Source organism: Candidatus Omnitrophota bacterium (assembly GCA_041650805.1).
Taxonomy (GTDB): domain Bacteria; phylum Omnitrophota; class Gorgyraeia; order 2-01-FULL-45-10; family 2-01-FULL-45-10; genus JBAZKM01.
On the sequence record JBAZKM010000015.1, the window covers coordinates 1 to 23222 of the forward strand.

A 23222-nucleotide genomic window follows, 5' to 3' on the forward strand; every position below is an offset into this window, starting at 1 on the left:
TGTGCCATCGTATCACTCAATGACCTGTGTCACGACTCCCGCGCCTACCGTGTGTCCGCCTTCTCTTACGGCGAACCTCAGTTCCTTCTCGAGCGCTATCGGCGTGATTAGGGTTATCTCTATATTCACGTTATCTCCGGGCATCACCATCTCTACCCCCTGGGGCAGCTCAACGACCCCGGTCACATCCGTGGTCCTGAAGTAGAACTGGGGCCTGTATCCTTTGAAGAACGGCGTATGCCTGCCGCCTTCCTCTTTACTTAGTATATATACCTCTGCCTTGAACTTGGTGTGCGGGGTTATGGAACCGGGTTTAGCGAGCACCTGCCCGCGCTCCAGGTCCGTCTTTTCGACGCCCCTGAGGAGGACCCCGACGTTATCGCCGGCCTGGCCGGACTCCAGGAGCTTCCTGAACATCTCGACCCCCGTGACGACGCTCTTCTTGGTCGCCTTTATCCCGACTATCTCTATCTCTTCGCCAACCTTTATCTGTCCGCGCTCGACCCTCCCGGTGCCTACCGTGCCGCGCCCGGTGATCGAGAATACGTCCTCTATGGGCATCAGGAACGGCTTGTCTATATCCCTTACGGGCGTGGGTATGAAGGTGTCGCAGGCGTCCATAAGCTCGAATATCGACTTGGTGGCCTCGGCGTTATCCGGCGAGGTCATCGCCTTGAGGGCGCTTCCTTTTATTATCGGCGTCTTGTCGCCGGGGAATTTATACTTTGTGAGGAGGTCTCTTACTTCGAGTTCTACGAGGTCTATCAGTTCTTTGTCTTCTACGAGGTCTACTTTATTGAGGTATACGACTATCGACGGTACGTTGACCTGGCGGGCCAGGAGGATGTGTTCCCTGGTCTGCGGCATCGGGCCGTCCACTGCGGAGACGACGAGTATCGCTCCGTCCATCTGGGCGGCGCCGGTGATCATGTTCTTGATATAGTCGGCGTGTCCCGGGCAGTCGATATGGGCATAGTGGCGTTTCTCGGTCTCGTACTCCACGTGCGCTACGGCTATGGTGACGGTCTTCGTCTCGTCCCTTACGGTGCCGCCCTTTGCTATATCGGCATAGGCCTTCACCGTGGCGTGCCCCTTCTTTGCAAGCGTCGCCAGTATCGCGGCCGTAAGCGTCGTCTTACCGTGGTCGATGTGGCCGATGGTACCGATATTCACGTGAGGTTTTGACCTGACAAACGTTTCCTTTGCCATAAAGGCCTCCTTATCTATTTTTCGCTGGAGCCCACGACCAGAATTGAACTGGTGACCTCGTCCTTACCAAGGAAGCGCTCTACCGGCTGAGCTACATGGGCATGACATCGACGCATATCAGCGCAGATATCATCGAAAAAGACAAACACCTCTCCCTTGAGAGTTATTCCAACTCAACATTCTTTATTTTAACCCGATGTTAGTATCAAAAATTAAGTTTTATAATTATAGCAAAAACCGTGCCTTTGTCAATATTTTTTTTAAAAAAAGGGGCGGTCTTGACTTTTACGGGAAAATGGGATATAATTAATTTTAAGGTGTGCAGTCTCTTGCCGCCGTAATTAAAATAAAAAGGAGGTGAGTTGTCGAATGGCAAAGAAATTATTTGTAATGGCAATCGTAAGTATCTTCATATGCTCGACACTCGGTATCTGTAATGCGGAGAGTACAACGTCTCAGCCTACGGTCCCCCCTGTCGAGAAGACAAAGGACAGATTAAGCAGGGGCATGAATAACCTGCTTTACGGTTCGCTCGAAGTCCCGAGCAACATCGACGAGACGAAGACGAAAGGGACCCAGATGGACCGCTGCTCGACGAAGACGAGGAGCGGAGTGGAACGCGGCATCGCGAGAATATTTGCCGGCGTATGGCAGCTTGCGACTTTCTGGTATTCCGATCCGGGATGCGTTACGTCTGCATCAGAGGCATCAAAGTAATCTGTTCTAAAGAATAAAAAAAGCGCCTTATATCTAAGGCGCTTTTTTTCTGCCCCGATCTGCTCAGATCTCTTCCACCGCGGCCTCTTTGACCCATCCGACCTTGCCGTCAGATCGTCTTATCCTCCTCCAGCCGTTCCTCGTGGTCAACACGATGACATCCTGCCCTTCATATACCTTATAATATACGGTCGACTTCTCCACCGGCTCGTACATGCACTCGGCGGTCTTATCCACCACGATACCGTGCTGCGTAAGTGCCTCGTCATAATGGCGCAGGACGAATGAGGCGAGGGCCGCGAAAAAGAGCGCGGCTACGGCAAAGTAGAATATGAACGTCTTCCTGTAAAAACTCGGCTTCATTATATTCAATACGGAGAGGATGACGAAGATGACATTCAATGCGATCGCCGCGATCGCCAGCGTACGCAGGTTGAAAGACCTGAAAGGCCCGTTTACCGCCCTGAGCAAGAGGCGCTCCGGCCGCGGCTCGGATGAACCGTCCTCCACAAAAGATCTCGCGTACTCAAGGTTCGCCTTAAGATCCCGGTCTCCCGGCATGAAGCGCTTCGCCTTTTCGTAGCTCAGTATGGCATATCCTATCTTGCCGAGCTTAAAGAAGCCGTTACCTATATTATAGTAGAGGTTGCCGCTTTCGATATCCGCATCCAGTATCTTCAGGTACTCTTCCACCGCCTTTGAGTATTCACCCTTCTCATACAGGACATTCGCGGCATAGAAGAGCCTGCCGGGGTCTTCTTTCCCTCCGTCTGCGGCAATGGCGGCCGGCCCGATAAAGAGGAAGGCCGCTATAAGGAGTGTATATCGCCTCATCCTTTGGTCCTTTCAAGATATCGTATTATATTTTCGGCATCGCGCATATCGCCCCTCATCCTGAGATCATCCGGCTTGGCGAAGGCAAACCTGGCCTCGTCGCATATTTCGAAAAGGGCCTTTATCTTGACCCTTGTGGCCGGATCCGGCTCGTAGGCCTCGAGTAACGGCTCGATGGTATTGAGCGTTATGCCCGCCGAAGGCATGTTCAGACGGCCGCCGAAGTAGTCCTGGAGCAGGATGAAGAGCGTCTCATAGAACTTCTTCGGGTCATTTGCCCTTAGATGTTTCCTCAATTCCCTGAAGTGCCTGCGCGTAGCCTTGTATGCGGCGGTTCGCCTGACATATCCTATATCCCGCTCGAGGCGATATCTGCGCGCGGAGAAGAGGTAAAATGCGAGCAAAAAGAGGAGCGACACGGGCGGTATGGCGATCAGGTACTTTTTTCTGTGGACGCTGCCGCCTGTGGCCGCCACGCGGCCAAGCGAGTCCTTTATATAGATGATATCCCTCTTCGCCTCTTCCTGCGGTAAGGAGGGGTCCCTTTTGCTCTCCCCTGTCTCTCTCGGCCCCACCACCTGCGCCGGCGTCTCCTCTTTAGGTCTTTCTACGGTCAGCGGGATCGGCCCCTGCGAGATCGTCTTATACGCGCGGGTGGCCGTGTCGAAGTAAGAGAAGACGGCTTTCGGGGTCGCCTTCACGTTATCGCTCTCCGGGATCAGCACCTGGGTGAATACCTTCTGCCTGTCACCCGTCCTGACCTGCGGCTCGTAAACCTTGAACCCGTCGGTACCGGAGAGCGCCGGCATGAGCACCGTGTTGAAGTTGCCCGTGCCGTTTATCTCCATCTTCAGCGTTATGGGGTCGCCGGCCTTCAGCCTGGTCGGGCTCGCGTTAAATATGAACTGGTAGTCGCCTACGGCGCCCGAGAACGACGCGGGCCTGCCTTCGGCCGGGAGCGGCGATATTATTATCGGAAAATCCTGCGATTTCAGTTCAAGCGGGTAACGTTCGTAGCGCATGAAGAAGTCGTCCAGCACCGGCTCGTCAAAAAATTCGTCCCTGAAAAAATCGTTCCGCTGGGAAGGCCGTTTCACCTTTTTCCGGACAACGAGGTTACACTTTATCGTGGCCGGGCCCAGGCGGTATTCCCCGGGCCTGGTGCCGAATATCTGCGTCTTGAATTCGAGGACCTCGTAGACTACGCCCCCCATCTCCTCTTTATACTGCTTCGGCTCGCGGAACTCTATCTTTGAAAAGCCCTCCTGGGCAAAGACGGGGAGCTGTATGTCGCTTACGTTCATGCGGTTCACATACAGTTTCACCGTGGCGGGGATCAGCTCGTTGACATAAGCATGGGCCGAGCCGACGTTCAGGACCATGAAAAGCCGGTCGCTGACGTCCGGTATCTTTTCCTCTGCACCTTCTTCGGGCCCGGCCCTCTCCTCCTTCACCGCCTTTTCCTCTTTCACTTCGGCGATTATGACATTGGATGTGTAGGTATCGCCTTTGTACTTGAAAGAGAACGGACCCAGTTCGAACTTTCCTATCTTCAGGGGGACGAGAGAGTACATGTGCGTAATGGAGCTCGACATCTTACCGTTTATGACCGTGACCATGGTGGATGGCCCGAGATACCGGACCTCGAAGCCGTCTATATTACCGATGTCAGGCGCAGGTATGCTGTTGGTCTCATAAAATGTGAGGCCGAGCTGTCCCCGTTCGCCCAATACCATATCCTTGTTATCGATGCTCGCCTCGAATTTTATATCCCTGGCGTATGCTGGCGTAAATGCCGCGAGCAGGGCGATGGCCATGCCTGTCGCCATTATGATCCTACGGTATCTATTCATCTATATGAGATCCTTTGATATACTACCAGTTCTTCGACGGTTCGGGAAGGTCCACCTGCTTCTTCCTCATCTTGATGACCTTGCCCGTGACCTCTTCCCCCCTGTACCCTTCGATGAGCATCTTCGCCTCTTCCTCGCTCATCTCCCTCTCTTCGTCGCGCTGGGGAGACGCGTATGACTCAAGCCCTCCACCCTCCTTCTCTCCGCTCTCTTTTGCATCTTCTCCGTCGGAGGGCCGGGGGTTCCCCTTATCTTCTCCCTCCTCGCCCTGCTCTTTCTTCGCCTGCTCGGCCTCCTTCTTTTCACCCTCGCCGGATCCGCCCTCTTCCTTATCCTTCTCCCCGCCCTTATCTTGAGGTTTCTCTTCCTTCGGCGCCTGGCCCGATTCGTCTTTCTTCTCTTCAGGGCTTGAACCGGATTGCCCATCTTTCTGCGCGCCGCTATCCTTCGCCTCGGCGCGTGAAGCCCGCTCTTCGCCGGAGGTATTCTGCTTTTCAGCGGCGGTCTGGTCCTTATCCTCTTTCCCTTCGCCCTCATCCTGGCCGCCCGATCTATCGTCCTTCGAAGAACCGCCGCCCCGGGAATCCTCCTGCTTATCCTTATTATCGTTCTTCTGCTTCTCCTGCTCCTTTTCCTTTTCTTTATCCTGCTTCTCCTCGCTCGGCAGCATCTCGAAACCTGTCATATGGCGCTGGACGAACTCGTAGTTGAACTTGGCATCCCTGTCAGAAGGGTCCAGCTCCATCGCCCGTTTATAGAACCTGAGGGCGGATTCGAAATAGTCCTTCGCCTTCTCGGCGTCTTTGGCCTTAATGGCATCGCCGAGACGGTAAAGAGAGTTGCCTATATTATAGTCGGCCCTGGCTATGAGGCTCTCCTGTCCCGATGCTATCGCCTTATTGAAATTGTCTATGGCCGATTTGAACTTCTTTTCCTGATAATGCGCGTCGGCCAGGTTGAAATGGGCCATCCCGGATAGGCCTTCTTCTGAAAGCGCGTCTTCATATTTTCTGGCCGCCTCTTTATACTCTTTATTATTATACAACAAATTCCCCCTCCTGACATCGTCCCTGGCCGAGGCATGCGCGGGGACGGCATATATCCCGATAAGGGCGGCCGACAGGAATATCGCGGGGCCTCTCTTCATCGCGCCACCTTCCGCCTTTCGGATATCATCGGCTCCAGGAAAAGGAAGAGGAGGGCGAAAGCGATGAATACCTGGAAACGCTCCTCATACCGCTTCTCCATCTTGGAATCTATATCGCGCTTCTCCAGTCTCGATATGCTCTTGTCGTACAGGAGCGTCACGCCGAATTCGGATGCTGTCGCCCGCACGTAACTCCCGCCCGTGGATATCGCGATCGCCTTGAGTATATCCTCGTTCAGGCGGGTCTTCACCACGTTACCGCTCCTGTCTTCCAGGTACCCGCGCTCTCCGGAACCGTCCAGGTCCGGTATGATATCCCCCTCGGCCGTGCCGACACCGACACAGTATATCTTTATCCCCGCCTCCGCCGCCGCGAGCGCCTTCGACTTGGCATCGCCTTCGAGCTCTTCGCCGTCCGTTATGATCAGGAGCACCTTATACTTCTTGTCGGTCCCGGTGAACGTACGCATCGCCTCGTCGATGGCGCTCTCTATGGACGTGCCCCCGCGCGGTATCGTATCGGTATTGAGGTCTTCGAGAGAGAGCAGGAAACCGTTATAATCGATGGTGAGAGGGCATTGAAGAAATGACGTCCCGGCGAACGCAATGAGCCCTATACGGTCGCCGTTCAGGCGTTTGACCAGGTCCTTTATGGCGAACTTGGAGCGCTCGAGCCGGTTGGGCTTCATATCCCGCGCGAGCATGCTCCTGGAGACGTCCTGCGCTATCAATATATCCAGGCCCGCCCGCTTGACCTCTTCCCACTCGAATCCCCACTGCGGCCTTGCAAGGGCCAGGAGTCCCAGCGCAGCGGCCGCCACCAGTAGCGCCACTTTAACAGCCCTCCGTAACGGGCTTATAGACGGCGCGATGCCTGCTATCAGATTTTTATCGGCGAACCGTTCCGTCAGCGCCTTCCGCCGGCGCACCGTCCAGACGTAAAATAGCAGGAGCACGCTTAGCGCGGCGAAGACCATCTGAAAATTCGGGTTTGCGTAATTCATTTACGGCACCTTTAAAAATAAGGTATTAGCGAGCAGTATCTCGAGCGCCAGGATGATGAGCCCGGGGATGAGGAAGTACGGGAAGAGCTCCGTATACTCCCTGTAGCCGAAATGCTCGATGTGCGATTTTTCCAACCGGTCTATCTCGTCATAAATGCGCATGAGAGCTTCCGTGTCCTGGGCGCGGTAGTACTTCCCTCCCGTTATCTCCGCTATCCTCTTAAGCGACGCCTCGTCTATCTCTATCGGGATATTTTTATAAACCGTCCTGCCGTAAAGATCCTTGAACGGATAGGGCACCAGCCCCTTGGTACCGACGCCGATCGTATATACTTTCACCTTGAGCGCCTTCGCGGCTTCTGCCGCCACAAGCGGGGATATGCTCCCGGCGTTATTGACCCCGTCCGTCAGGAGGATGACGATCTTGCTCTTGGTCTTACTGGACCTTAACCTGTTCAGGGAGGATGTTATCGCAGACCCTATGGCGGTGGCATCCTCTATCATGCCGACCTTGACCCGGTCCAGGTTCTCGTAAAGCCAGGCGTAATCGGTGGTGAGCGGGCAGACGGTGTAGGCGCGGGCCGCGAATGCGATCATCGCGATCCTGTCCGTCTTGCGCTTCTTTATGAACTCCTTCACCACGTCCCGGACCACTTCATATCGGTTGACGCGCTTGCCGCCCATCCTGAAATCCTCGGCCAGCATGCTCGTAGAGGTGTCGAGCGTAAGGACTATGTCGACGCCTTCCGATACGGTCTTCACGTCTTCCAGCACCGACTGGGGTCTGGCGAGCGCCGCTATGAATAAAAGGAGCGCTAAGACACGCAGCAGGACAGGCGTATGTCTTATGCGGATACGCACGGTCGGCGCAAGGTCCCGGACGAGCTCCTGCGAAGGGAATACGAAACTTGCGCCCCTTTGCCTCATCCGCACTATGAGCAGGAAGAGCGGCACCAGGAGACAGAACAAAAAGACCCACGCGTCCCTGAAGATGAACATCTACCCGGCCCCTTTCTTTTCGGCCGGAAGAGGCCGCGTCTCGTCAAAGAACCTGCGCGCTGTGGTCAAAAGGTTATCTGTCTCCGTCTCCTTCGGCATATGTTTGGCGAACTTCACGAAATCGCACGCCACCAGGAAATCCTTCAAAAGCTCTTTCCGGGGCGCGGAAAGCGATCCGGAGGTCTCAAGGGAGACGAGAAACTCCTCCGTAGTCATCTCCGGGGCACGCAACCTGAATACAGCCTCTATGTACCGCCTGACCGCGCCTGAGACGGCGGCGTAATATTCTTTCACGTCACCCGTAGTGGAGAACCCTGCCTTCGCCCCGTCAAGCTCATCGAGCGCCGTCTGATAGGGCGTCTTTATAACGGCCCTTCTACGCGATCTCCTGTACAGCCAGAGAGAGACGAGACATATCGCGAGGGCCAGGCCGGCCGATGCTATGGCGGCTACCGGGATCTCGCGTAACCCTATCGGGCCCTTGATCTCTTTTATGTCATCTGCATTCCGTTCGCGCTTAAGGACGCTCTCGACATTTATCGTCATCTCGGAGGTCTTCGCGGAGGACCAGGCGGCGGTCTTATTCTCCCTGTACTTCACCTCAAGGGCGGGAAGAGTAAACTTACCGACATTGTATGCGGCTATGCGATACCAACCCGTATATGTGGGCCGGCGGAAGAAGCTGACCCTGCGGGACGCGCCTGAATCCCTTATCTCGAAATCGCCTATTTTGTTATCGGCGAATTTCGGGAATTCAACCGATATGCTCTTTCCGGCCGCAACCTCGATATTGAGCGTCACTATATCGCCTATAAAGACCGATCTCCGGTCGACTTTTGCCTTAACCTTCGGCGCGTTCGTCTGCGCCGCCATCACGGCCGGTGCCGCGAGGCAGCATATCATAAGCGCTATCAAAAACGGTCGATACTTCATACGCGCCGCTCCCGCTCCTTAAAGAACCGTACGAACTCGCTCAGGTACGGCCTGTTCGTCCATATATCTATGTGATCGACATTGACCGACCCGAATAGTTTCGCGCGCTCTTCCACCATCGCCTTGCACCGGGCCGCGTACCTGTCCCGCAGGCGGTTATTGGACGTGTCTACCAGGAACTCCTTCCCGCTCTCCGCGTCCGTCAACTCGACGATACCGGCCTTCGGAAGCTCCATCTCCCTGGGATCGGTGATCGTCACTGCTACTACGTCGTGCTTTTTGTTCGCGATGGCAAGCGGCCGTTTGAAATCTTTCGCGAAGAAATCCGATATCACGAACGTCACGGCGCGCCTCTTGGTGACGTTATTGAGATACCGGAGCGCGCCCTCCAGGTCCGTCCCCTTCCCCTTCGGTTTGAAATATAACGCCTCCCGTATGACCAGGAGGACATGCTGGAGCCCTTTGCGCGGCGGTATGAACTTCTCTATCCTGTCGGTAAATATTATAAGACCGACGCGGTCATTATTGTTCACCGCCGCGAATGCGAGCACGGCCGATATCTCGGCGGCCAACTCGCTCTTAAGCCGCTTGGCCGTGCCGAAGTAGGAGGAAGCGGACGCGTCGAGGAGGATCATCACGGTCAGCTGGCGTTCTTCCACGTACTTCTTTATGTACGGGTGGCCCATCCTGGCGGTGACGTTCCAATCTATAGAGCGGATCTCGTCCCCCGGCTGGTATTCGCGCACCTCGTCGAACTCGATGCCGCGGCCTTTAAATACGCTCTCATACTGCCCTGCGAGCATATCGGTCACGAGCCGCGACGTCGTTATCTGGATGCGGCGTACTTTTCTCAGGATCTCTTTGGGCAGCATAGTTATATATCCGTTAATGTCAAATGACCAATTTCCAATATCCAATTAATGTCCAATTGCCAATTTGACATTTGACCATTGGGAATTAATTTGAAATTTGACATTTGAAATTTGGAATTAAATTTACGGGACTCTTACCTCTTCGAATATCCTCTTGATGATGTCCTCCGACGTCTTATCCTCCGCTTCGGCCTCGTAGCTCGCTATCACGCGGTGACGCAATATATCCATACCTATCGTCTTCACATCCTGCGGCACGACATATCCGCGACCCTGCAGGAACGCGTACGCCTTCGCGGCTACCGACAGGTATATGCTTGCCCGGGGCGATGCGCCGTACTGGATGAGGCCCGTAAGCTCGTCAAGCTTGTAATCTTTCGGGGTCCGAGTAGCGAAGACGATATCTATGATGTACTTCTCTATCTTTTCGTCGATGTAGACCTCGTCGACGGTCTTCCTGGCCTTGAGGATGTCGTGCGGGCTTATCACGCCGTTTACGGATATCTTCTTATCGGTGACCGCCATGCGCTTCATTATCTTGTGCTCCTCCTCTTTCGACGGGTAACCGATCTCCAACTTAAGCATGAAACGGTCGACCTGCGCTTCCGGGAGCGGATATGTCCCTTCGTGCTCTATCGGGTTCTGGGTCGCGAGGACGAGGAACGGCTCCTCCAGTTTGAACGTGTTCTCACCTATCGTCACCTGCCTCTCCTGCATCGCCTCCAGGAGGGCGCTCTGCACCTTGGCCGGGGCGCGGTTTATCTCATCGGCAAGTATTATGTTGGTGAAGATCGGCCCCTTCTTGGTGGTAAAGTTCCCGTCCTTCGGGTTATAGATCAGGGTACCGATGAGGTCGGCGGGCAAAAGGTCCGGCGTGAACTGTATGCGCTGGAACTTCGTATTTATCGCCTGCGCCAGGACCTTCACCGACATCGTCTTGGCCAGCCCGGGCACGCCCTCTATCAGGACATGGCCGTTCGCCAGGAGACCTACGAGCAGCCGGTCTATCAGGTACCTCTGCCCCACGATCACCTTCTCTATCTCCTGGACCAGGTCGCGCAGGAACGCGCTCTCCTTCTTTATCTTCTCGTTCAGCGCCTGGATATCGTTATTCATAGATCCTCCTTAGTGTACGGTTAAAGATCATTGGCGGTCCACAGTCCATAGTCGATGGTCCACAAAACTGTGGACCGTGGACAGTGGACCATGGACAAGCATTTACTCGTTATTCCTTCCCCATATCTTTTATCTGAAGACTCAGGAACTTCAAAAGGACGACGTTCTCAAGGTACTGCAAGCTCAGCGGCTTCGTTATATAATCATCCGCCCCGAGCTCTTTTGCCTTTGCCATAACCTCGTCGTCCTTGACGCCTGTCACCATGATTATCATCGCATCCTTGTCTATCTCCCGGATGCGTTTCAGCGTCTCTATGCCGTCGATGCCCCGCATCTGGATGTCGAGGAGCACGATGCGCGGGTGCTCCCTCCTGACTATCTCGACGGCCTCCTTGCCGTTCGATGCGTTCAGGACCTTATAGCCGCGGAGGGTGAAGAACTCGTAGAAGAACGAGTCGATCCCCATCTCGTCATCTACCGTCAGGATCTTGCAGATAGGTTTATTGGTTTGCATAGAGGACCATGACCTATTTCTGCGAAGTCCTACCCGAGTTTTTTACTCGCTGAAGGACGAAGCAGAATGGAGCGGGCGAACGGGATCGAACCGTCGTAGCTAGCTTGGAAGGCTAGTGCTCTACCATTGAGCTACGCCCGCGTTATTTATAATATTTAACAATGATTGCTAGGAATTATATCATATACCCTTAAAAGCTCAAGCTATTTGTGCTGAGACAATCTAAATTAGGAAGGAAATATTTTACACTGCCCGGAGGGTTGCCTCTGCGGATCTGCGGTAGTCCTCGAAGGTCTTGAAATCGACCGGCTTTATCATCAGGAGGAAGTCGGCCTCGAATATGCGCTTTATATCTTTCTTCAGCTTCTCTACCTCGCCGGGGCTGGCCGTCATCCGCTCGAACATCCCGACTATATGTTCCCGGACGTAGGCCCTCGTCTCTGAGTCGTTCCTTGCATCCGCCGCGATATAGTCCACCAGCGAATGCGCAAGGGCGATACGGAAGAGTAGGTCCGGCTTGCTATCCCTGCCGTCGCTGAAACTGTCATTGATAAAATGTACGGCATCCGCTTTCACGGCCTTATCTTCCTTCACCAAACGCGACGCTTCGTCACGGACCTTCGGGGGGATATACCCTATCACATTCCCGTTGGCGGGCAGGTCGCCGGTCGCTTCCTTGTAGGCTGCGATAAAATTGCGGATGGTCGCCTCATCCCCGCCGTCGTCCGTTTGCATATCAAAAGTTATGAGCTTCGTATTCTTCATGCCGCCCGCATCCAGCGCCGCGCCTATGCGTATAAGCACCCTGGAGATCTCCTGGTAACGCGCGATCATATCCGCGTTATCTTTTGTGCGCCGCACGCCGACGATTATATGTACGGGCTTAGCCATATCCCTGACCCCCGCGAAGGCGGCAACCATCTCCCTCTCCCATGCATCGGATCCCTGCGCCGCGGGGACCGTTAGGGAAGCGGCCGTCACTGCATTAAGGCCCGCTCCGGCCTTAATCACATTGTCGTAAACCTGCCGGAGGTAATTCCGGTCGGCCTCGGAGTTGTCGGAATATCTCACGAGCAGATCGATGATCGTATCGCGCTCCGCGTTAAATAGGTTCCGGTCTTCCGTTCTTCTATACCCCTGGAAATCCCCCACCAGCAGGACGATCGGGTTTCCGTCCGCGCTCCTGGCCAGGCGGAAGTTACCGAGAGACATGTCGCTGCTGCCGTAGATACCCAGGGTGTGCACCCTGGCGACTTCTTCGATGACTTGTTCGGCTATCTTCCTTCGATCCTCGCCGTTCATCTTCTCAAGCGGTACCTTCTCGATCCTGTTCCCGTCATGGGTGTAGTCGAAGATGATGACCCGCGCAGGACGCGAGGCGGAGAAATCGACCTCTTCGCCGTACATATTGAGCGGTTCCGTAAGCGCGATCATAGCCGTCATCTTTGTAGATATCTTTCCCTCTCCGTACCTGTCGGATATCTCTTTTGCAAAATCATAGTTATCCGGCGCTATGGCTTGTTTACTTTCGCCCTCACCGGGGATCTTCACTTCGATCCTGGCGCCGAGGGCGCCCTTTTCGTTCATCTCGAAGATTATGAATCTGCGGAATGATTCCGTCACCGGCGTCATGTAGAGGTCCCCGCCTATGCGGAAATATATCCTGTTCTTCAGCGCATACTCAAGCGGAGGCGTGACCCCGTCGCTCATCCTGTCGAAGTCGACAAATCTCCGCAGGTAACTTGCATATGCCAGGAAACCGGATATATTCTGCCTGTTGAAGAGCAGGCGCTGCATCGCGGGGGTAAGCCCGGCCGTATCGCCCGCCTCCGGCGCCATATCTATATCGCCCTGTGTCAGGTCCACCGCCCTGCCCGCCTCGCCCCCGTGCAGATACGCCGCGGCATCTTCCTCGATCACGCCGAAACCTGAGCCGAGGCCCATCCTGGTGATCCTCTCGACCGCTATGTTCGGGATATTGTCGCGCGACATAGCGGTAAAAGGAAAAAGATTCTGGTGGTCACGATGCCATCGCATTATATTGTCCCAATTCTCTTCCCTGGCCCGCGCATCCTTTTCTGATGCGAAAACCTTGACCAGATTGTCCACGATACGATTTTTGAGCGAGTTTATCCTCTTATTCTCATCGGGGGTTCCGTCGTAATTCAATAACGGCCATTCCCTGTTAAATGTCTTTGCGATATCGACCCATGCCGCGAAATCATAAGCGGTCTCGCCTCTATCGGCCCTGGCCAACAGGTCTTCTATCTCATCCAGATACTTATCTATAGCCGCTCTCTTCGTCGCCTCGTACGCCGTCCTCGCCGCGGCAGAGACGGGCCTCAGTACAATAAACCCTGTAAGGTCCCGCAACTCCTTCGTAGATACGCTAAGACGGTTATGTGAAGCGCCCGCAAGTTCGGATATCCTCATATTTATGCGCTCCGACCGCTCATTCGGGCTTTTGCCCAGCTCCTCCCCTGTCCTGTCACCAAACTCCTGTATAAGCCCCGACAGCACCATGGCGCGTTCCTGTATCTCGTGATGAAGATGCTCCGCCAGCTCTTCTGCGTCTTTGAGCCGCCCGATATCAAGGTAATATTGATTCCGCTGAAGTCCGTAGTGCGAACCATAACAGTCGGGCGGCGCACGCGCGCGTATCGCCGCGTCGAGACCGTCGATGAAGAGCACCCTTGCGTCCTCCTGGCCCAGCAGCGCGCGGTCTTCGTCGCCCAGGAGGCCGATGGCCTTTTCCAAAACCGATCTTTCATCGCCGTTCAATACCCTCGTCCCGGTTTGACCCGTGCTGAGCGCAACGCCTGTCTCGACCTTTCCGTTAGAATACCTTGCCGCACCAAACTGAAGGTTGTCGATAGCGTTCCTGATGTGATCCGAATATTCCGCGTTGGGACGGTTGGAGAATCCGCGGCCGGGTGCCGACGGCGAAGGCATGCTATGCATAGTAAGATCCAATATGAGATAAAAATCATGCCTGGCGCGCAGGTTCCTGGATACTATCCCGCTCGTATAATTGCTGAATATGATATGCTGCCTTTCGTGATCGACGACCGCCTCCTCATCCCCCAGCATGGAAAAGACCGCATCCCCCATGACCGTGCCGCCGACTTGGATCGTCTCTCCCATTTTGGAGGTACCATAGTTGCTCCCCTCCAGCAATATGTCTTTCTTCAATATCCCGTCTTCGCCTATCCCTCGTCTCTTCAATTCGTTCTCTTCATCCGCCAGTATATCACGCAGCATGGAGATGCGCCTCACAGGGATCAGCTGGAAGAGCCCCATGATATCATTGGACGCTTCTACGTAAGCGCGGTTTTTGGCTTCCCTCCTATCCGTGCCCGGCTTTCCTTTAGTCATATCGTCAAACAGGATGGTCGCCTTGATGTCGACAAGTCGATCGAGGACTCTCTTTGTCATTATCAGCCGCATCTTAAGCTGCCTCATGCGGTCCCCCCTGATCGCGCCTCTTATCATATCTTCTATGCTCCTGAGCGTCCCGGGCCTGAGATCATGCGTCTCCCCATACCTTTTGATCTTATCTATAAGCAATGACGCATACTGAGTTGCATAGACATCGATGAGCCGCCTGAAATCACGGGACCTGAGATCTGCGTTGAGCATATAGGCGACCATCTCATTCTGAAAATCGAAATATAGATAATCCGGGAACTGTTCTATGATCTCCCGGAGCGATTCAAGGTCTACCTTTGTCTTTGACGTATTAAGGCCCAGGAAATAGTCGCGCATCCTGTTACCGAGCGCGGTCTCTTTACCCGGCGAGTATTTGCCGCGAAATACCCTTTGCAGCGACTCCATATCCATCACTACCTCCAACGAGAACGGCCCCTCCTTTATAAATGCTATCGTAGGTGCGTCTTTCTCCTCAATCCCGAACTCCTCCTTAAGATACGGCGCGACCCTGGCCCTGAGCGAGTTCATATATTCGATATGCTTCGATATCTCCTCTTTCATCCCCTCCGCTGCGCGTCTGCCGCCGGCCTTCTCCAGTTCGCGCTTACGCCTGTTAAGGTCGAGCATCGTCTGGGATGCCGCATTGAACTCATCTATCGGATATGCCTTCCTGGCCGCCTCCATCTTTTGGGCGACCTCATTCCTTCTTTCGAAGAAAGATATTATAGCCGTACGGACGGCGACCTTCTGCGCCTTGTTCAGAGTGCCGAAGTCCGCCCCCATATCCTCTGTCACAAGGAGAATGGCCCGCGCGTAAGTCACCTCTCTGCCTTCCGAGATGAGCCTGAATAGCCCCTGGAATATCTTATTCATTGCGATGAGTTGCCTGATATGCGCATCTCTCGCTTCTTCCCTCGCCGCCTTATCCCCGACATTGGCATGCGCGGCCCTCCATGCATCGCTCTCGAATCTCGTATCCGGCTCGAGCACCTCTACTGCACGCATTACAAGCACCGTTTCGAACCGATCCCCTCTAGCCAACGCCAGTTCGATGCTCCTGAGCATCTTACCCGCATACTCCCTCTTCTTTTCCTGGGGCACCGCATACGAACCGAAGTAGTTCCTGAATATGATACTTATCGATCTGACCGTGTCCGCGGCGTCCATGCCTATACCGAACGCCCAACCGTACATATATTCTCCGGCCCTGGGAGATGCCTCCTGAACGGCCGACAGGACTTCACCTGGAAAATCGCCTGAGAGATCCCCCAATATCCTCCATACATAGCCATTCCCTGTCCCGGAGGGGTCTGCACCTATAAGCGCGGCAAGATACGGTATTGCCTCTCTTTCTGTAAATACTCCCATGGTGAAGAGGCCGCAGACCACATCCCACTGGCTTTTGCTCATGCCGAAGTAATCTACCTGTCTGGTGCTCAGGCCGTACTCGTTTTTGACAACGTTACCTAAAAGCATGGCTCGCTGCGCCGGCGGCATCTCGCCGATCAGGACCTTGATCTGTCCATACGCCTTGCCGTCGGCCTCGTTTCTGGCAAAATTCCTTAATAGCTCTTCCGCGCGCTCGAATTTCTCATCGCCTCTTGCCGGTTGCGCTATGAATACCGGCTCGGCCCGGGGCGCGGCGGGCCCCAAACCGATCATGCCGGTCGGCATGGTGTCGCTGCGGCCGACCTTTATGAGAAGGTCTTCCAGGGCCATCTTCTCCTCTTTTGCGTCCGGCCCCTCGTAGCCGAAGACATGTTCACCCGCATCGGTCGTGACTATCAGCTTCGTCTTGTTGTAGGCGAGATAACGTATATATACAGAGACCCTGAACGCGTCGACCTTATACCTGTCCCATACCTCCTTGGCCGACGCATCGCGTGACAGCATCGTATATATCTGCATCGTGGCTCCGGACGTCTTTATCACCGAGTAGAGCCGTTTCTGTATGCCCGTCAGCTCACCGGCAAGGAGACGGAAGTAGGGCGACTCGTATCTCTCTTCGTTCTTGAAGTTCGGCATTATGGAGACGTAAGCGATCCCCTCTTTTTTGAAGAGCTGGCAGAGGTTCTCCGTATGGAACCCGCCCGTTATCATTATGGCCGTCTTCGGCACTTTCGGCGCGAAACGCATATTTTTAATGAAGGCGTCATCCCTCTTCAGCGAGCATTCGTAAAACTTCGTTATATTATCGCGATAACCGTCTATCTTGCTGATATCGGGGTCGAGTTTTGCGGTGATCTTGTAACGCGGACCGTACTCATCTATGAATGCGGTGAAGTTCTTCATATCAAAACTCGGCCTGTTCTCGAGGTAATAGACGTAGTCGTTCTTGGTGAGGGAGACGGCAAAGATGTTCCGGAGGAGCGCGAGGTTCTTCGATAACCTCGCGAGGGTCCGCTGGGCATCATTCTCGTAGAGCGATCCCTTCAAAGCCCCTTCGATATCATCCACCTCCTCGATGACCTTTGCCTTATCGATCGCCGAATAGGTGGAGATGTAGATGATATACTTCTGAAGTTCCGGATAGTCACTAAGGTCCTGGTTCACCGATCTTGCCTTCTTTGCCAGGTATGCGTAAAAATCCTGGTGCGATATCTTGTCGGTCTTGAATTCGAGGGTCTTCAGGACGAGCTCTTCGAGCTCGCGCCTGGATAACTTCTTCTGGAGTACGTCGACCAGGCCGTCCCTCTCCCTGTTCGCCTTCTTGAAGTCAAGCCTTACTTCCTGTTCAAGCGCCTGGCTCAGGAGATATATGTTCGCGTAGGCCTTTATATCTATGAGGCGCTCCTTGGCCTTGCCGGTGAGATAGCTTATATAATCCTTGAACTCGAGGTTGCCCCCCTTATAGACGACATACTTGAGATCGAGCTCGAAGAGTTCATTCGAATAGATGTGGCGCTTGAGGTTATTCAGGATATGGTTCAGCTCCTTCAGGTACCTGTCCACCTCTTCCTTGTGCTGTAAGGACTCCTTGTAGATGTTGAGGTTTTCGATGTAGAGATCGACGTCCTCCACGCCCCACAGGACGGCCTTTTCAGGATTGTTTATGGCAAAGTACTCGGCGCCGTTGACCAGCCCCTCCCTGACGAAATCGTCGGAGACCTTTTCGCGGGTCGCCCTGTCATATATCGTGGTGAATATCGACAGGTCATAGCCCCTGGCCCCGCCCTCCAGGTTTATGGTATCGATCCCGTATTTGGTATTGAGATAGTCCAGTATATCGGCGATCTTGTGCTGGGCGGCGTAGTTGCAATGGGCGTCTTGAATATGAATTACAGTATTGGGTATAGGGTATCGGGTATCGGGTTTAGAAGAAGGAAGCCATGTCTCTTTTATACGGCCGAGGTATTCGGGGAGCGCGAATGTATTGACGCGTAACTCATTGGTGACGCCCGGGCCGCCGTTCCTATCAGGGCCGACGTGAGGAAACTCTGACGGGGAAGTCCCGGCAGCCCAGGCCGTATCATACGAAACGATATTGAACAAAAAAGCCACCAAGGTCATAGCACAGCCTATGGCCTTCAGCGGCTTTCGGTTACCAAGCATAGTTTGAGATACTCCCCAAGTCCTCACGTCTCGTCTCATCTTGGGTCGCTCCTCTAAAAGGCTTTTTAAATCGCATTACAAATACCGCAAAATAATAACTTGGCGGACATGCATATGCCCTCCAAGTCACCTCACGTCTGTCTAATATAAGTATACCAGATAATTAGCTTAATTCAAGCAGCCGGGATCTGGGTATTTTATGTCTAACGGGCCTGCTTCCGCCAAGGGGAAAATGGGCTTACGTATGGTCTCCCAGCTTCTCCGGATGGTGCCTTATCACCTCCGCCTGTACCATATAGATCACGTCTTCTGCAATATTCGTCGTGTGGTCGCATATGCGCTCCAGGAAGCGGGCGATCAACAGAAGCTGGACCGCCCTTGGGGCCGTTGAGGCATCTTTGAGCATATAATCCTCGACAAGCTCCTTCTGTATCAAATTCCGTAAATTATCGGCCTCAGGGTCCGACAGCATCACCTCTTTGGCCAATCCGATATCCCCTTTCACGAATGAATCTATCGCCACCTTCACCATCTTCTGCGCGACTGCCGCCAATTTCGGTATATCCACCAGGGGCTTAAGGATCGGCTTATCTACCAGCTCGAGCGTACGTTGAGCTATGTCGACCGCTATATCGGCTATCCTCTCCAGCTCGGTGTTTATCTTCATGCCGGTTGTGATAAAGCGGAGGTCTTTGGCCATCGGCTGATAACGGGCTATCAGGTCTATACACCTTTCATCTACGGCCAATTCCAGCTTATCGATATTGGTATCGTTATCTATAACGCTTTTGGCCAGGCCCCTGTCCCGGTTTTTCAGGGCCTCCACGGACCTGAAGATGGCCTCCTCCGCATAAGCGCCCATCCTTAAGATATCCTTGTTGAGCTCCTTCAATTCCTGATCTATGTGCCGTTCCATTTCTCTCTCCTTATTTTGGCGTCCGGTGCTTATCCATATCTCCCCGTAATATAATCTTCTGTGCGCCTGTCGCGCGGCGCCGTGAATATCTGTTCCGTCTTGCCGAACTCTACCAATTCGCCCAGAAGCATAAACCCCGTATCGTCCGATACGCGCGCCGCCTGCTGCATGTTATGCGTGACTATTATTATAGTATACCTGTTCTTCAATTCGCGCATCAATTCTTCGACCCTGGCGGTCGCCTGCGGGTCCAGGGTGGAACATGGCTCATCCATCAACAGCACATCGGGTTTGACAGCGATAAGCCTGGCGATGCAAAGCCGCTGTTTCTGTTCTAATGATAACCTCAATGCCGGCTCATTAAGCTTATCCTTCAACTCATCCCACAAAAGAACGCCCTTAAGGCTCCTCTCGACGATCTCGTCCAGTTTATCCCTTGTAATGCCGCCCGCATGGATCTTCTCTCCAAAGACTATATTTTCATAGATCGAGAGCGGGAACGGGTTCGGCCTCTGGAATACCATGCCGACCTTCTTGCGTAATTTTACGAGGTCTTCTTCCGGACCGAAGATATTCTCGCCGTCAACGAGGACTTTGCCGGCCGTCCGCACGCCTTCGATGAGGTCGTTCATCCTGTTGAAGACCCGGAGGAGCGTCGATTTGCCGCAGCCGGACGGCCCTATGATAGCCGTTATCCTGTTCGCGCTGAAACCCGAGTCGACATCCTTCAGGGCATGGAAAGGTCCGTACCACAGGTTCAGCTTATCCGTCTCTATTTTAGCCGTCATCCGAATTTCCCTCTTATATAATCGTCGGTGCGCTTATCGCGCGGGGCCGTAAATATCCTGTCCGTCTTGTCGAGCTCTATCAGTTCGCCGCCGAGGAAGAACGCCGTCCTGTCCCCGACCCTTGCGGCCTGTTTCACGTTATTGGTGACGAGCACTATCGTGTATCTCTCCCTGAGCCGGACCATGGCGTCTTCGACCTTCGCTGTCGAGATCGGGTCGAGCCCGGAGCAAGGTTCGTCGAAAAGTATGACTTCCGGCTCCACGGCGAGTGTCCGGGCGATGCACAGGCGCTGTTGCTGTCCGCCTGACAGCTTGAACGCGGATTCACCGAGCCTGTCCCTGACCTCTTCCCATAGATACCCCTGTTTAAGCGCCTCCTCGACTTTTCCGGATACCTTCCTCTTGTCTTTCTCGCCGTGCATCCTGATGCCGTATGCGACATTGTCAAATATGGAGAGCGGGAGCGGTAAGGGCAGCGCAAATACCATCCCGATCCTCCTCCGCAATGCTTCGACATCGATCGCCCTGACATCCTCTCTCTCAAGCTCTACCAGGCCGTCCATCCTGAAATTGAGATTAAGGTCATTAAGCCGGTTGAGCGTCCTTAAGAAGGTCGTCTTCCCGCTGTTCGAGGGTCCGATGACGCTCAGGATCTCATGCTCCAGGACCTCCGTCTCCACGTCTTTCAATACGTGCGTGGCGCCGAACCAGACGTTGAGCTTATGCACTTCTATCTTTACCATTTCTTTTTCTTCCTGAACTTGTAACGTATTATTATCGCGACCAGGTTCATGAAAAGGACGAGCGCAAGCAACACAAAGGCGGTGCCATAACGTATCTTCTCGTCCACATTAGGCACCTGTGTCGATATGACATACAGGTGGTACGGCAGGGCCATCGCCTGGTCGAATACGGATTTCGGCAGCTGCGGCAGATAAAACGCGGCGACAGTGAAGAGGATCGGCGCCGTCTCGCCCGCAGCCCTGCCGAGGCCGAGAATGGTCCCGGTAAGTATACCCGGTATAGCGTTTGGCAGGACTATGTGCCGGATCGTCTGCCATTTGCTTGCCCCGAGAGAGAGGCTCACCTCGCGGAATGACTGCGGCACGCTTTCAAGGGCTTCCCGCGAGGAGGTGATTATTATCGGCAATATCATGATCCCGAGCGTTAGCGAGCCGGAGAGTATCGATGCGCCGAACTTGAAGAAGACCACGAATAGCGCAAGCCCAAAAAGGCCATAGACGACGGACGGTACTCCCGCGAGGTTCACGATCGCGAGTTTGATCAGCCGGTTCAATATGTTGTCGCTGGAATATTCGCTCAGATATATGGCGGCCAGGAGCCCTATCGGCAGCGCAAAGACTATGGCGCCGGTCACGAGATATACAGTCCCGACGATGGCAGGATATATCCCGCCTGAGCGCATCCCCTGCCTCGGGATATCGGTAAGGAACTGCCAGCTTATAGCCGGCAGGCCCTTCTGGATGATGATGACGACGATCATCCCCACCGGCACCACTATCAGGAGGGTCGCCAGGAAAAGGAGAAAGAAGGCTATATTCTGTGTTCTATGCGGATCGCGCATCACTGCCTCTTGTGCAGGAAAAGGTCCGCGGTCACATTGATCGCGAAACTGATTATGAACAATACTATGCCTATGGCAAAGAGCGCGAAATAATGCTCGCTCCCCACCACCGCCTCGCCCATCTCCGCTGCGATAGTTGCTGTGAGCGTCCTCACCGGGACGAAAATGCTCTGCGGGATGACTGCGGCATTGCCCGTTATCATCATCACCGCCATGGTCTCACCGATCACCCGTCCTATACCAAGCATGATCGCCGCAAGGATGCCGCTCGAGGCCGCCGGAAGCATCACGCGCCATATCGTCTGCCAGTGCGTAGCGCCGAGCGCCAGGGCCCCTTCCTTGTATGTCCTGGGGATAGAATAAAGCGCGTCTTCGGCGATCGAGACGATGGTGGGCATGGCCATGAACGCGAGCATGATAGAGCCGGATAGCGCCGTCAGCCCGGTCGGCAGGTGAAATACGGTCTTTACGAACGGCACGAGCGTCACCATCCCGATGAAACCGAGCACTACGCTCGGTATCGCCGCCAGAAGTTCTATGCCTGCCTTAAGGACCTCTTTCGTCTTTGCCGGGGCTATCTCTGCAATGTATATGGCGCATCCGATACCGATCGGGATCGAGATGATAGCCGCCCCCGCGGTCACGAGAAGCGAGCCGAGGATAAGGGGAAATATCCCGAGCTGAGGCGGTTCCGATATGGGATACCAGCTCTTTCCAAAAAGGAACTTCAGGGGGCTCTCGATCCTGAATACGGCAAGCCCCTCCTTGAGCAGGAAGAGGAATATCAATATCACAAAGAATATTGATGCCAGTCCGCAAACGAATATCATTTTTTCAATTATCGATTCTTTGATCTTCCGCATCTCGATACTCCTAACCCCCAACTCCTAACTCCTGACTACTGAACCGGCACAAAATCGGTTGCCAGCACAATATCCTGGCCTTCTTTTGAAAGCGTAAAATCCACGAATTTTTTCGTCAGACCTGCCGGCTCTCCGTTCGTGTAAAGGAAGAGGGGCCGCGATATCGGATAACTGCCGTTCAGCACATTTTCTATGGACGGCGTGACGAAGCCGGATGCCTCATCTTTTGCTACGGCGACCGGTTTTTGCTTTGAAGAGATATAGCCCATGCCGTAATAGCCTATGGAGGCCGGATTGGTCGCGACCTCATCGGCTATGGCCTGTGACGACGACAGCATCAGGGCGCCCGGCGCAAACTCTTCCCTGCTATTGGGGTCCATCTTTCTCAGGACATGCTCTTTAAAATAGACATGCGTCCCGGAATTGACCTCTCGCGACAGTATGACGATCGTCTCATCGGCGCCGCCGAGTTCCTTCCAGTTCTTTATCCTGCCGGTGAATATCCCCGCCAGCTGATCCATAGTAAGCTTATCTACGGGATTTTTGACATTCACCACTACCGCAAGTCCGTCAAGAGCGACCTTTATCTCGTTGGGATATATGCCCTTATTCCCGGCCAGCGCGATCTCTTTCTCCTTTATGTTCCTTGAGCTCATGGCTATATCGCAAGTGCCGCTTATGAGGCTTGAAAAACCCGTCCCGGACCCGCCTCCCGTGACTGCCACAAAGTCCGAGGCGTTCTTTTCCATGAATACTTCAGCCCATGCCTGGCCCAGGTTGACCATAGTATCAGAGCCCTTCACCTGTATCGAATTGTCATTTTTCGCGGCGAATGCCGGCGCGGCAAGTGTCATTGCCGCCAGTATCAGTAACCATTTTTTAAGCATATAT

At 54.1% G+C, this 23222-nt stretch carries 18 protein-coding genes and 2 tRNA genes; 1 reads left to right on the plus strand and 19 read right to left on the minus strand.

Going from position 1 to position 23222, the window contains the following annotated elements; translation table 11 throughout:
* Positions 1-12: 12 nt before the first annotated feature.
* Entirely contained in the window at positions 13-1209 is a 1197-nt protein-coding gene (gene tuf / locus WC515_08470) for an elongation factor Tu (protein ID MFA5147396.1), read from the minus strand.
* A gap of 25 nt (positions 1210-1234) precedes the next feature.
* A tRNA-Thr gene (locus WC515_08475) sits at positions 1235-1310 on the minus strand.
* Between the two features lie 268 nt (positions 1311-1578).
* On the opposite strand from WC515_08475, the gene WC515_08480 reads away from it, so the two are divergent.
* Entirely contained in the window at positions 1579-1926 is a 348-nt protein-coding gene (locus WC515_08480) for a hypothetical protein (GenBank protein MFA5147397.1), read from the plus strand.
* Between the two features lie 63 nt (positions 1927-1989).
* Here WC515_08480 and WC515_08485 read toward each other — a convergent pair whose 3' ends face one another.
* The 17 genes from WC515_08485 to WC515_08565 form a co-directional block, all read right to left on the minus strand.
* Entirely contained in the window at positions 1990-2760 is a 771-nt protein-coding gene (locus WC515_08485) for an SH3 domain-containing protein (GenBank protein ID MFA5147398.1), read from the minus strand.
* Positions 2757-4613: a BatD family protein gene (locus WC515_08490; GenBank protein ID MFA5147399.1), complete on the minus strand. Its 1857-nt coding sequence runs from the start codon at positions 4611-4613 to the stop codon at positions 2757-2759. The genes WC515_08485 and WC515_08490 overlap by 4 nt, the downstream gene beginning before the upstream one ends.
* A 22-nt stretch (positions 4614-4635) precedes the next feature.
* Positions 4636-5760 carry a tetratricopeptide repeat protein gene (locus WC515_08495; protein ID MFA5147400.1) on the minus strand — a complete coding sequence of 375 codons (1125 nt, stop codon included), beginning with the start codon at positions 5758-5760 and terminating at the stop codon, positions 4636-4638.
* Positions 5757-6764 (minus strand): VWA domain-containing protein, encoded by a 1008-nt coding sequence (locus WC515_08500; GenBank protein ID MFA5147401.1) that lies wholly within the window; start codon positions 6762-6764, stop codon positions 5757-5759. Before WC515_08500 ends, WC515_08495 begins: the two co-directional genes overlap by 4 nt.
* A complete protein-coding gene (locus WC515_08505; protein ID MFA5147402.1) occupies positions 6765-7763 on the minus strand; it encodes a VWA domain-containing protein in 999 nt (332 codons plus the stop codon). It lies immediately after the preceding gene.
* Positions 7764-8696: a DUF4381 family protein gene (locus WC515_08510; GenBank protein MFA5147403.1), complete on the minus strand. Its 933-nt coding sequence runs from the start codon at positions 8694-8696 to the stop codon at positions 7764-7766.
* Positions 8693-9568: a DUF58 domain-containing protein gene (locus WC515_08515; GenBank protein MFA5147404.1), complete on the minus strand. Its 876-nt coding sequence runs from the start codon at positions 9566-9568 to the stop codon at positions 8693-8695. The genes WC515_08510 and WC515_08515 overlap by 4 nt, the downstream gene beginning before the upstream one ends.
* A gap of 123 nt (positions 9569-9691) precedes the next feature.
* Positions 9692-10684: a MoxR family ATPase gene (locus WC515_08520; protein ID MFA5147405.1), complete on the minus strand. Its 993-nt coding sequence runs from the start codon at positions 10682-10684 to the stop codon at positions 9692-9694.
* A gap of 109 nt (positions 10685-10793) precedes the next feature.
* Entirely contained in the window at positions 10794-11198 is a 405-nt protein-coding gene (locus WC515_08525; GenBank protein MFA5147406.1) for a response regulator, read from the minus strand.
* Positions 11199-11265: 67 nt separating this feature from the next.
* A tRNA-Gly gene (locus tag WC515_08530) sits at positions 11266-11339 on the minus strand.
* A 102-nt stretch (positions 11340-11441) separates the two neighbouring features.
* Positions 11442-18137 carry a hypothetical protein gene (locus WC515_08535; protein ID MFA5147407.1) on the minus strand — a complete coding sequence of 2232 codons (6696 nt, stop codon included), beginning with the start codon at positions 18135-18137 and terminating at the stop codon, positions 11442-11444.
* Between the two features lie 280 nt (positions 18138-18417).
* Complete coding sequence (gene phoU, locus WC515_08540; protein ID MFA5147408.1) at positions 18418-19095, minus strand: phosphate signaling complex protein PhoU; 678 nt, start codon at positions 19093-19095, stop codon at positions 18418-18420.
* Between the two features lie 29 nt (positions 19096-19124).
* Positions 19125-19883 (minus strand): phosphate ABC transporter ATP-binding protein PstB, encoded by a 759-nt coding sequence (gene pstB / locus WC515_08545; protein ID MFA5147409.1) that lies wholly within the window; start codon positions 19881-19883, stop codon positions 19125-19127.
* Entirely contained in the window at positions 19880-20626 is a 747-nt protein-coding gene (locus WC515_08550; protein ID MFA5147410.1) for a phosphate ABC transporter ATP-binding protein, read from the minus strand. The genes pstB and WC515_08550 overlap by 4 nt, the downstream gene beginning before the upstream one ends.
* Positions 20620-21468 (minus strand): phosphate ABC transporter permease PstA, encoded by an 849-nt coding sequence (gene pstA / locus WC515_08555; GenBank protein MFA5147411.1) that lies wholly within the window; start codon positions 21466-21468, stop codon positions 20620-20622. Before pstA ends, WC515_08550 begins: the two co-directional genes overlap by 7 nt.
* The gene (pstC, locus tag WC515_08560; protein ID MFA5147412.1) at positions 21468-22331 is read right to left on the minus strand and encodes a phosphate ABC transporter permease subunit PstC; all 864 of its coding nucleotides are present in this window, start codon (positions 22329-22331) and stop codon (positions 21468-21470) included. The genes pstA and pstC overlap by 1 nt, the downstream gene beginning before the upstream one ends.
* A gap of 35 nt (positions 22332-22366) precedes the next feature.
* Positions 22367-23218: a phosphate ABC transporter substrate-binding protein gene (locus tag WC515_08565; GenBank protein MFA5147413.1), complete on the minus strand. Its 852-nt coding sequence runs from the start codon at positions 23216-23218 to the stop codon at positions 22367-22369.
* Positions 23219-23222 lie beyond the last annotated feature (4 nt).